The organism is Fredinandcohnia onubensis (assembly GCF_002734215.1).
Classification (GTDB): Bacteria; Bacillota; Bacilli; order Bacillales; family Bacillaceae_L; genus Ferdinandcohnia; species Ferdinandcohnia onubensis.
Window position 1 is genome coordinate 1 of the sequence record NZ_NSEB01000014.1, and the last position, 11,316, is coordinate 11,316.

At 39.1% G+C, this 11,316-nt stretch carries 9 protein-coding genes, 10 tRNA genes and 1 pseudogene; 18 read left to right on the top strand and 2 right to left on the bottom strand.

The window, feature by feature from the left end; all coding sequences use genetic code 11:
• Positions 1-34: 34 nt before the first annotated feature.
• The 17 genes from CKK03_RS17310 to glmS all read left to right on the top strand — a co-directional run bounded on the left by CKK03_RS17310 (position 35) and on the right by glmS (position 9,365).
• Positions 35-109: transfer RNA gene (locus tag CKK03_RS17310), tRNA-Asn, on the top strand.
• A 2-nt stretch (positions 110-111) separates the two neighbouring features.
• Positions 112-184: transfer RNA gene (locus CKK03_RS17315), tRNA-Thr, on the top strand.
• A 22-nt stretch (positions 185-206) separates the two neighbouring features.
• A tRNA-Glu gene (locus CKK03_RS17320) sits at positions 207-281 on the top strand.
• A 5-nt stretch (positions 282-286) separates the two neighbouring features.
• Positions 287-362: transfer RNA gene (locus CKK03_RS17325), tRNA-Val, on the top strand.
• Between the two features lie 19 nt (positions 363-381).
• Positions 382-457 (top strand) — tRNA-Thr (locus CKK03_RS17330).
• Between the two features lie 15 nt (positions 458-472).
• Positions 473-557 (top strand) — tRNA-Tyr (locus tag CKK03_RS17335).
• Between the two features lie 195 nt (positions 558-752).
• Positions 753-827, top strand: a tRNA-Gln gene (locus tag CKK03_RS17340).
• Between the two features lie 5 nt (positions 828-832).
• Positions 833-905, top strand: a tRNA-Lys gene (locus CKK03_RS17345).
• A 6-nt stretch (positions 906-911) separates the two neighbouring features.
• A tRNA-Gly gene (locus CKK03_RS17350) sits at positions 912-986 on the top strand.
• A gap of 23 nt (positions 987-1,009) precedes the next feature.
• Positions 1,010-1,085, top strand: a tRNA-Ala gene (locus tag CKK03_RS17355).
• 173 nt (positions 1,086-1,258) lie between these two features.
• Positions 1,259-2,161: an arginase gene (rocF, locus tag CKK03_RS17360; RefSeq protein WP_099363804.1), complete on the top strand. Its 903-nt coding sequence runs from the start codon at positions 1,259-1,261 to the stop codon at positions 2,159-2,161.
• Positions 2,162-2,333: 172 nt separating this feature from the next.
• Entirely contained in the window at positions 2,334-2,897 is a 564-nt protein-coding gene (sigW, locus tag CKK03_RS17365) for an RNA polymerase sigma factor SigW (protein ID WP_099363805.1), read from the top strand.
• Between the two features lie 12 nt (positions 2,898-2,909).
• Complete coding sequence (locus CKK03_RS17370; RefSeq protein WP_099363806.1) at positions 2,910-3,533, top strand: anti-sigma factor family protein; 624 nt, start codon at positions 2,910-2,912, stop codon at positions 3,531-3,533.
• Between the two features lie 143 nt (positions 3,534-3,676).
• A complete protein-coding gene (cdaA, locus tag CKK03_RS17375; RefSeq protein WP_099354661.1) occupies positions 3,677-4,498 on the top strand; it encodes a diadenylate cyclase CdaA in 822 nt (273 codons plus the stop codon).
• Positions 4,491-5,729, top strand: a complete 1,239-nt coding sequence (locus CKK03_RS17380; RefSeq protein WP_099363807.1) for a CdaR family protein — start codon at positions 4,491-4,493, stop codon at positions 5,727-5,729. The genes cdaA and CKK03_RS17380 overlap by 8 nt, the downstream gene beginning before the upstream one ends.
• Positions 5,730-5,762: 33 nt before the next feature.
• Positions 5,763-7,109 carry a phosphoglucosamine mutase gene (gene glmM / locus CKK03_RS17385; protein WP_099363808.1) on the top strand — a complete coding sequence of 449 codons (1,347 nt, stop codon included), beginning with the start codon at positions 5,763-5,765 and terminating at the stop codon, positions 7,107-7,109.
• Positions 7,110-7,562: 453 nt separating this feature from the next.
• Positions 7,563-9,365 carry a glutamine--fructose-6-phosphate transaminase (isomerizing) gene (gene glmS, locus CKK03_RS17390; protein ID WP_099363809.1) on the top strand — a complete coding sequence of 601 codons (1,803 nt, stop codon included), beginning with the start codon at positions 7,563-7,565 and terminating at the stop codon, positions 9,363-9,365.
• A gap of 534 nt (positions 9,366-9,899) precedes the next feature.
• On the opposite strand, the gene CKK03_RS17400 is transcribed toward glmS, so the two are convergent.
• Positions 9,900-10,448 carry an NADPH-dependent FMN reductase gene (locus tag CKK03_RS17400; RefSeq protein WP_099363811.1) on the bottom strand — a complete coding sequence of 183 codons (549 nt, stop codon included), beginning with the start codon at positions 10,446-10,448 and terminating at the stop codon, positions 9,900-9,902.
• Positions 10,449-10,771: 323 nt separating this feature from the next.
• Between CKK03_RS17400 and CKK03_RS17405 the strand changes: the two genes are divergently transcribed.
• Positions 10,772-10,906 carry a BA3454 family stress response protein gene (locus CKK03_RS17405; RefSeq protein ID WP_099363812.1) on the top strand — a complete coding sequence of 45 codons (135 nt, stop codon included), beginning with the start codon at positions 10,772-10,774 and terminating at the stop codon, positions 10,904-10,906.
• 124 nt (positions 10,907-11,030) lie between these two features.
• Here CKK03_RS17405 and CKK03_RS24270 read toward each other — a convergent pair.
• Positions 11,031-11,262 (bottom strand): annotated as a pseudogene (locus tag CKK03_RS24270) (hypothetical protein); the annotation flags it as partial.
• Positions 11,263-11,316 lie beyond the last annotated feature (54 nt).

Below are 11,316 nucleotides of genomic sequence, written 5' to 3' on the forward strand. Positions count from 1 at the left end.
CCCCTGTGAGAGTAGGACGTCGCTAGGCATTTATTCCGCAGTAGCTCAGTGGTAGAGCTATCGGCTGTTAACCGATCGGTCGTAGGTTCGAGTCCTACCTGCGGAGCCATTGCTTCCATAGCTCAGCTGGTAGAGCACTTCCATGGTAAGGAAGAGGTCAGCGGTTCGAGCCCGCTTGGAAGCTTAAAAAAGAGAAATTGTAAATTGGCCCGTTGGTCAAGCGGTTAAGACACCGCCCTTTCACGGCGGTAACACGGGTTCGAATCCCGTACGGGTCACCATTTTCGGAGGATTAGCTCAGCTGGGAGAGCACCTGCCTTACAAGCAGGGGGTCGGCGGTTCGATCCCGTCATCCTCCACCATTTTAAAATATATATATTTGCCGGTGTAGCTCAGTTGGTAGAGCAACTGACTTGTAATCAGTAGGTCGTGGGTTCGACTCCTATCGCCGGCACCATCTTCATTTAATGATGGAGGGGTAGCGAAGTGGCTAAACGCGGCGGACTGTAAATCCGCTCCCTCCGGGTTCGGCGGTTCGAATCCGTCCCCCTCCACCATTTACATATGCTCATAAGCCTTTATTCTTTCTTTGGACAAGTTCAAAAGGTTGAAGTAGGCTATTTTTATGAAGTTACTTATTTATTTCCTTAGATTACACATAATTTATGTGCTAACTGAGCAAGATACTAGGGTAATAAAATAAATATAATTCCGTGTTTTGATAACATTTGAAGATTATGAAGTTTAATTAATGGGCTATAGCCAAGCGGTAAGGCAACGGACTTTGACTCCGTCATTCGTAGGTTCGAATCCTGCTAGCCCAGCCATTTTCGAGCCATTAGCTCAGTTGGTAGAGCATCTGACTTTTAATCAGAGGGTCGAAGGTTCGAGTCCTTCATGGCTCATCTCAAGCGGAAGTAGTTCAGTGGTAGAACACCACCTTGCCAAGGTGGGGGTCGCGGGTTCGAATCCCGTCTTCCGCTCCATGAACTACTTCTTTTTCATATGTGGGGCCTTAGCTCAGCTGGGAGAGCGCCTGCCTTGCACGCAGGAGGTCAGCGGTTCGATCCCGCTAGGCTCCACCAATTACATATAAGTAATAATAAACCTATCGAGGTTTATTTTTTTTTGCATAAACCCCACATTTGGGTCTATTCTGTTCCCTTTATTCCTGCATATATATACATGATTTTGTTGAGTTGAGTCATTCTATTAAAAGTAGGTACAATAGTGTATGGGAGAAGGAGGTTCATAAAAAATGAAGAAGGATATTTCCATTATTGGTGTACCCATGGACTTAGGCCAAATGCGCAGAGGCGTTGACATGGGGCCAAGTGCCATCCGTTATGCGGGTGTAGTTGAACGATTAGAGAGACTTGATTATGATATAGATGATTTAGGTGATATTGAGATTAAACGCCCTACCCGTGAAGAAATTGCTAACGATGAAAATCTGAAGAACCTTGAGAAAGTATCTGAGGCGAACGAAAAGCTTGCTGCAACAGTAGATGAAGTCATTCAAGGTGGAAGGTTCCCACTTGTCCTAGGTGGTGACCATAGTATTGCGATCGGTACACTCGCGGGTGTAGCGAAGCATTATCAAAACCTGGGGGTTATTTGGTACGATGCTCATGGAGATTTAAATACAGCAGATACTTCACCAACCGGTAATATACACGGAATGCCGCTTGCTGCAAGCCTGGGAATTGGTCATAAGAGATTAACAGAGATCGCTGGCTATGGTCCTAAAGTAAAGCCTGAAAACATTGTCATTATTGGTGCAAGATCACTTGATGATGGTGAAAAGGAGTTAATTAAAAAGTTAGGAATCAAAGTATATACCATGCATGAGATTGATCGTTTAGGTATGACAAAGGTCATGGAAGAAACCATTGCTTATCTAAAAGAAAAAACAGATGGTGTTCACTTATCGTTGGATTTAGATGGACTGGATCCTCATGATGCACCAGGTGTAGGAACTCCAGTTCTTGGGGGTATTAGTTATCGCGAGAGCCATCTAGCAATGGAAATGTTAGAGGAATCAAAATTGATTACTTCTGCTGAAGTTGTAGAAGTTAATCCAATTTTAGATGATAAAAATAAAACGGCTTCTGTAGCGGTAGCTTTAATGGGGTCTTTATTCGGAGAAAAACTATTATAATACCATACAGTATCTCAAAACAAGGGATACTGTTTTTTTATTTTAAAGATTTGAATTTCTTAGCACATAAACCAACCAAAATTTGTTAAAATGAAAATTATGGAGAAAATGAAACCTTTTAAGAAATGAATCGTAAATAATGATACCCGCGAGTAGAGCGGAGGTATACAAAATGGAGACAATCATTAAAAACAGAATAAGACAGTTAAAAAATGGAGATCAGAATGCATTTGCGGAAATAGTAGAATTTTACAAAGACAAGGTTTTTCAGATATGCTATCGTATGCTTGGGAATCGACATGAGGCAGAGGATATTGCACAGGAAGCCTTTATTCGGGCATATGTGAATATCCATAGCTATGATTTGAATAAAAAGTTTTCGACATGGCTATACCGAATTGCAACGAATCTGTCGATTGACCGCATTCGAAAGAAAAAACCCGATTATTACTTGGATGCCGAGCTTGCAGGGTCAGATGGACTAACTATGTATTCCCAAATTGCTGCAGATGTAACACTACCAGAGGACGAGCTTGAGACGATGGAGCTACAAGAATTAATCCAAGCGGAGATACTGAAGCTTCCAGATAAGTATCGTTCGGTTATTGTTTTAAAATACATCGAGGAGTTTTCACTAAAGGAAATTGGTGAAATTCTTGACCTGCCAGTGGGTACGGTAAAAACAAGAATTCATAGGGGCCGAGAAGCTCTACGAAACCAACTTCGACATGTATAGGGGTGAGAAAAAATGAACTGTTCAGAAAAACACATGGTTACGTTAATGCATAATTACCTAGATGAAGACATTTCTGAAGAGGAAGAGAAGCTACTACGTGAGCATTTGCATGCCTGCGAATCCTGTAATCAACATTTTCATGAGCTAAAGAAGACAATTGCGTTGGTACAAAGTACTTCTCATATTTCTGCACCTGATGATTTTACATTAAAGGTCATGCAAAATCTGCCGAAGGAAAAACGCACTGTAAGCTTTAGACGTTGGTTCAGGGAGCACCCAATGCTATCAGCTGCTGCTCTCTTTCTTGTATTAATGGCAGGGAGTCTCTTTTCCGTCTGGAATGAAAGTGAGCAATTCTCTGTATCAAAACAACCTAACTTAATTGTTGAAAACAATACCGTCATTGTTCCTGAAGGTGAAACAGTGAAGGGGGATGTTGTTGTCAAGAATGGTAAGCTTGTGATAGAGGGAGACGTAGACGGAAATGTCACTGTGATAAACGGTGAGAATTATATGGCTTCTGCTGGAAATGTTACAGGGGAGGTCAAGGTAGTCAATCAAATGTTTGAGTGGCTTTGGTACCACATAAAAAAGGTAGGTATAGATGCCATCCACATTTTTGATAATGAAGAATAGGCCATCGGACGCGGTGGTCTTTTTTTTGAGGGTAAAATTAAGCTTATTCACCTACCGATTTGTAATCGGTTAAGGAAAGATATATGATATAATATTATAGCTAACTATGCATGTTTGGATTATTTCATAGAGGAAGTGTGAGAATGTCATTTAATGAACTCCCATTACTAGGTTACCTTGGCATTTTTCTAGATGTTCTCCTTGTCTGGTATGTGATATATAAAATCTTATCCCTTATCCGCGGAACAAAGGCTGTACAGCTTTTGCAGGGGATTATTGTTATCGTTTTTATCCGCTTATTAAGTAGCCTGTTAGAGTTACATACTTTGTTTTGGTTAGTAGACCAGGTAATGGACTGGGGATTCTTAGCGATTATCGTTATTTTCCAGCCTGAATTACGAAGGGCACTGGAACAGCTTGGCCGTGGTAAAATATTTTCAAGAAGTGGTAATGATGAAGAAGATCATCAGGTAAAATTAATTGAGGCAATTACAAAAGCCACTGATTATATGGCCAAACGCCGCATTGGTGCACTCATCTCGATTGAACGACAAACGGGGATGGGGGACTATGTGGAAACAGGGATTCCATTAAACTCAGCCATATCATCTGAGTTACTAATCAATATCTTTATTCCAAATACGCCTTTACATGATGGAGCTGTGATTATACAACGAAACCAAGTAGCGGCTGCTGCATGTTATTTGCCACTATCAGAGAGCCCATTTATATCAAAGGAATTGGGAACTCGACACAGAGCAGCACTTGGAATTAGTGAGGTAACAGACAGCATTACGATTGTTGTATCAGAAGAAACAGGAAGTGTGTCTTTAACAAAGAACGGCGAACTACACCGTGATTTGAAACCTGATGCATTTCGAGATTTACTAAAACAAGAACTAATAACAAATGAAAGCATTACCTCTCATTCACTATGGCAATGGAGGGGGAAAAAGAATGGATAGATTAATCGATAACCGTTGGGTTACACGGATTATTGCATTGTTCCTTGCGCTACTCTTATTTGCATCTGTCAGCTTTGAGAACCAACCTGCTACAAAGAGTCCTGCAGGGTTGCCATTATTTTCAAATTATACGGAAACATTAACGGAGATTCCGGTAAATACATACTATGACGATCAAAATCTAGTTGTATCTGGAGTTCCCCAATATGTAAACGTAACGATAGAAGGTCCATCAGGCGTAACTAAAAGAGAAGGTCTCCAAAAGGAAATTGAAGTATATGCAGACCTAACTCAGTTATCAGTTGGTACCCATAAGGTAAAACTACAATATAGGAATATCTCTGAAAAAATAAAAGTAAAAATTGATCCTGCTGAAATTACCGTTGTCATTCAGGAAAAAGTAACAAAGGAATTCCCGGTTGAAGTTGACTTTGTCAACCGTGACCAAGTAGTTGAAGGGTATACAATCGAAGAGCCAGTGGTCTCACCTCGAGTAGTCAAAATAACTGGAGCTTTAGAGGAAATTGAAAGAGTAGCTATCGTAAAAGCTGTGGTCGATCTAAAGGGAGTAACGAAAGATTTTACACAGGAATCAAGGGTAGCTGTTTATGATAAAAATCAAAATGTATTGTCGGTAACAGTGGAACCAAATGTTGTGGAAATTGCGGTTCCGATTGTCAGCCCTAATAAAACAGTATCTTTTACCCTTAAGCAAAAAGGAAAACTTCCGGATGGGTTAAGCTTAGTCAATATTACACCAACGCCAAATCAAGTTACGATATTTGGTCCGAAAGATGTGATTGACGAAATTTCATCTATTGAAGCTGAAATTGACCTAGATAATATAAGAGAAGACTCTACGATTGAAGTGAAGGTTCCGGTACCAAAAGGGGTTTTCCAAGTATCACCTGAAAAAATTGAAGTAGCAGTTGATATCGAAGAAGAGATATCGGAAACCTTCTCGGATTTATCAATTAGAAGTTTAGGCTTAGGAACCCAATTTGCACTTGCGTTTTTAGACCCTGAAGCAGGGACACTCAATTTAGATGTGCAAGGTGCACCAAGTGTCTTAGAAGGGACAAGCCCTACAAATTTTGATGTGTTTATTGATGTGACCAATCTCGGGGTTGGTGAGCATGATATAGATATAGAAGTCAAAGGCCCAGACAATGTTACGTGGGCATTACCTCAAGAAAAGGCAAAGATACGAATTACGGAAATTGAAGAGTAATTGAAGTATCAGCAAAAGGAGAGATCATTTAAAATGGGAAAATATTTTGGTACAGATGGTGTACGAGGTGTTGCAAATAGTGAACTAACTCCAGAGCTTGCATTTAAGGTTGGAAGATTTGGAGGTTATGTGTTAACAAAGGATAAAGAACGACCAAAGGTATTAATTGGCCGCGATACTCGTATTTCAGGTCATATGCTAGAAGGTGCACTCGTTGCAGGTCTATTATCAATTGGAGCAGAAGTCATGCGTTTAGGTGTTATTTCCACTCCAGGTGTTGCTTTTTTAACAAAGGCTCTAGGAGCTGAAGCGGGTGTCATGATTTCTGCTTCACATAATCCAGTACAAGACAATGGGATTAAATTCTTTGGTCCAGATGGCTTTAAGCTTTCTGATGAACAGGAAAATGAAATCGAGGCACTTTTAGACTTACCAGAAGATCAGTTACCACGTCCAATTGGAGCTGATTTAGGTCAAGTGAATGATTATTTTGAAGGTGGCCAAAAATATCTTCAATTCCTAAAACAAACAGTGGAAGAGGATTTCACTGGAATCCATGTAGCACTGGATTGCGCCAATGGTGCGACATCATCCCTAGCTACGCATTTATTTGCTGACTTGGATGCGGATATTTCTACAATGGGAACATCTCCAAATGGTTTGAATATTAATGATGGTGTAGGTTCTACACATCCTGAAGCCCTTGCAGCCTTTTTAAAGGAAAAAGGAGCAGATGTTGGACTAGCCTTTGATGGTGATGGGGACCGACTCATTGCGATCGATGAAAATGGAGAAATTGTTGATGGTGACCAAATCATGTACATATGTGCAAAGTATATGAAAGAACAAGGCCGTTTAAAGCATCAAACTGTTGTATCAACGGTTATGAGTAATTTAGGCTTTTATAAAGCATTAGAAGAAAACGGAATTGAAAGTGTTCAAACAGCGGTAGGCGATCGCTATGTTGTAGAAGAAATGAAGAAGAGTGGTTATATTCTAGGTGGAGAACAATCAGGACATATCATTTTCCTTGATTACAATACAACTGGTGACGGACTATTATCAGGTCTACAATTAGTGAATATTATGAAGAGCACAAAGAAACCTTTATCCCAACTTGCAAGTGAAATGAAAAAATTTCCGCAATTGCTAGTGAATGTAAAGGTAACAGATAAATATCATGTAACGGATAATCCAGTCATTAAAGAGGTTATCGAACAGGTTGAAGTTGAAATGAATGGAAATGGTCGTATTTTAGTACGTCCTTCCGGAACCGAGCCGTTGGTAAGGGTAATGGCCGAGGCTTCAACAGAAGAGCTTTGTAAAAAATACGTAGAGCGTATCGTTTCTGTAGTAAAAACAGAGATGGGAATCGAATAAGAACCATATAATACATTTTCATTAAAAATATGCGTACTTGGCACAAATTGGACCAAGTATGCATATTTTTTAGTATACATGGAAAATAAATGCCATGTTATGATTGACGAGTTTAGAGATTGTGTTGTATTATTGTTCTTGTTCAAATTTTTGTAAAGGAGGGTTAAAAGTAGTATTCTTAATTAAAGCGCCAGAACTAAACCATGAACGGAAGAAATAACAATGCATAGGCTATTGTTATAGGTTTAGTTGACGAGGTGGAGGTTTATCGAAAATTCGGCGGATGCCTCCCGGTTGATTTCAATCACGACCGAAAGTCCTTTTAGTCAAAACAGAGGGGTGACTCTCTGCACAAACGGAAGGATATGATTGAGTAAAAGAGATAAATATGGAAAAAAAGGGGCGAGATAGCCCCGTGCTTTCTTGTTCCCTTTTTTAGGGAGGAAACTTATTATGTGCGGAATTGTAGGTTTTATTGGACATCAAGACTCTAAAGAGATTTTACTAAAGGGACTAGAAAAGCTTGAGTATCGCGGCTATGACTCAGCTGGAATCGCAGTAATGAATGATGAAGGTGTACATGTTTTTAAAGAAAAAGGTCGTATTGCGATTCTTCGTGAGGCTGTAGATCAAAGTTTATTTGCTACTGCAGGGATTGGACACACTCGTTGGGCTACACATGGTGTGCCAAGTAGAGTCAATGCACACCCACATCAGGCGTCTACTGGACGATTCACTCTTGTTCATAATGGCGTAATTGAAAATTACAGTCAGCTTAAGAATGAGTATTTACAAAACGTTGAGTTACTAAGTGATACAGATACAGAAGTTGTTGTTCAGGTATTAGCGCAATTTGTAAACCAAGGGATGGAAGTAGAAGCGGCTTTCCGAAAAACATTAAGCCTACTAAAAGGTTCCTATGCAATTGCAATGCTTGATGAGCAAGACAACGAAACAATCTATGTAGCGAAAAACAAAAGTCCCCTTCTTGTAGGTCTAGGCGACAACTTTAATGTTGTAGCAAGTGATGCAATGGCAATGCTACAGGTAACCGATCAATATATCGAGTTAATGGATAAAGAAATTGTCATTGTTAAAAAAGAGTCTGTCACAATTAAAAATTTAGCGGGTGAAACAATCAGCCGTGACCCATATACAGCAGAGCTTGATGCAAGCGATATTGAAAAGGGAACTTACCCACACTATATGCTAAAGGAAATTGACGAGCAGCCTTTAGTCATGAGAAAAATAGTGCAAGAATATCAAGCTGAGAGCGGCAAGTTAGCGATTGATCCTTGTATTGTTGAAGCGATGAAGGATGCAGATCGAATCTATATTATCGCTGCCGGAACTAGTTATCATGCTGGTCTTGTTGGGAAACAATTCATTGAAAAAATGGCGCACATTCCTGTAGAGGTTCATATTTCTAGTGAATTCTCATACAATATGCCGTTATTATCGGAGAAACCATTATTCATCTTTATTTCACAAAGTGGTGAAACAGCAGACAGCCGTGCTGTGTTAGTACATGTAAAGGAAATGGGTCACAAGTCCATTACCATTACAAATGTACCTGGTTCAACCCTTTCACGTGAAGCTGATTACACATTGTTATTACATGCAGGACCAGAAATTGCAGTTGCTTCAACAAAAGCTTATACAGCACAGTTAGCAGTACTTGCAATCCTTGCGTATGTAACAGCTGAATCAAAGGAGATAAAGGTTGGGATGGACCTTATCAAAGAGCTTGGGATTATCGCCAACAGCATGGAGGCTCTATGTGACGACAAAGAAGTAATGGAAGCTATTGCTTGGGAGTACTTCACTACTACCCGTAATTGCTTCTTCATCGGTCGTGCGATGGACTTCTTCGTTGGACTAGAGGGTGCCTTAAAGCTTAAGGAAATATCCTATATCCAAGCAGAAGGTTTTGCAGGAGGAGAATTAAAGCACGGAACAATTGCCTTAATAGAAGAAGGGACACCGGTTATCGCTCTAGCTACTCAAGAGCATGTTAACTTAAGCATTCGCGGAAATGTGAAAGAGGTTGTAGCGCGTGGCGCACACCCATGTATCATTTCAATGAAGGGCTTAGAAACAGAGGAAGACCGATATGTGCTCCCAGAAGTTAATGAAATGTTAACACCACTTATCTCTGTTATTCCGTTACAGCTTATCTCTTACTACGCAGCACTGCACCGTGACTGTGACGTTGATAAGCCACGTAATTTGGCGAAGAGTGTAACGGTTGAATAAAGTATATACACTATAAATTTAGGTGTTATGTGTTGAATCGGAATAAAGTTTGCAGGGTGAGAAAAAGTCTGCATAAGAAGAAAAAAGTTTGCACAAAGTCTCGTGGGTGTATCCATAGTATGGGTATATTCACGGGGCTTTTTTATGTGTAAATGTGGTGGTACTGAGGTTTCCCGTGTTTGAAGGGTTAAAAATGATGTCCTTCCTGAAGTCAAGTCATTCGCTGTTTAGGTCAGGAAAAAGTGAAACGACTAGGAAGTGGGTACAGGTTATGGGTGATAATGCTATGCCTATTGGTATTAGTAATCCAAGTATAAAAGATGTCTATTGGGGATGTTGAATGCTGGTAAGAGGAAGTAAAATGGTTTTTTTATGTGGACCTTCTGAAAAACCGGTCCATGGCAGTGAAGAAAAGCGGTATTCTATTGAAGGGAAAAATGTATATGAATATTTATCCCGCGATTTGACCTGCAATAAAAATAAAGTTGGAGTTTTGGCAGGTATGTTCTGTACAAGACTCCAACTTTTTATACCTTATTGATATTTCTTAATTAATTCAACGAATTCATTAACGAAGCCTTGTAGGAATTCTACTGTTCCTTCATTTAACTTACCATTTTCATCTAATAATTCATGTACAGAACCGATATATGCTTCAGGTTGTTGAACAACGGGCATATTTAAAAATGAAAGTACTTGACGTAAGTGATGGTTTGAACCGAATCCAGCAAGAGCACCTGGAGATTGGCTAATGATTGCTGCAGGTTTTCCACTCCAAACACTTTCTCCATAAGGGCGAGATGCTACATCAAGTGCATTCTTTAAAACAGCGGGGATAGAACGGTTATATTCAGGTGTTACAAATAATACTGCGTCTAATTCTTTGATTCTATTACGGAATGCAGTATATTCTGCAGGAGTTCCTAGGTCTCCTTCAAAATCTTGGTTAAATAATGGTAGGTTGCCAATTTCAACAAACTCTGTTACATATCCTTCTGGGAATAAAGGTGCTACGTTATCAGCAACTTGTTTTGAAAAAGAATTTTTACGAAGACTACCAAGGATAATACCAACTTTCGTCATACTATTCATCCATCCTTCTTTTTTATTCTGAATTCAATATATTTATCTTGAATTAAAGGTAATTATATTGAATTCAAGATAAATTGGCAAGAGAAATGCTTTAATTTAAAACTTGATATTACTCATAATTAAAAAAGAGGAAACTCTCACTGTATATACGGTTAGAGTTTTTTATTTAATAATATCTTGAATTCGAGATATTTTTCTTGACTATAAATAATTCGATGGTTATTATTGTTTACATAAAGTAAAATTAGTTACTAATAGTAACCTTGAATAAAGTGTTACACAAAATAAATATTTTTTATATAGGAGTGAATCATATGGTAGAGGTAACGTTGACTCTTGAATATAAAGGGAAAAATTATCGAACGAATGTCATTGTTAAGAAGGACACACCTCAAAATGAAATTAACTGTATTGCACATGAACAAATTATGAAACAATGGTCAAATTAATAATCTCCTTTTTTGAAAGGAGAATGATTCCTTTGAATGAGAAAAAATTGGTTAGAGAAAAAGCGATAGATTATATAAAAGATGGAATGGTAGTTGGTCTAGGGACTAGAATAAACGGAATTCATTCCGATAAGCGAGCAACTAATGAGTGATTCATTGCCGCATAGTTCAGTTCGACAGGTCTACCAAAACGAGATTTCTTCGTTGCCACAGCGAAGATTGGTGAATGTTGATAGTAGAGAAAATAGCTTCAAAACGTTGGGGAGGTTCTAAATCATATAATTCTGAGTATCAAATAGGCTTCCGTATCGTTTAATAGCTACAGGGAGTCTCTCTTCAGTCTTATAAGTTTGTATTGGTGACTACTGATTTCGACATTTTGGGAAGGTACTCCTTTTTTGATTCAAAAA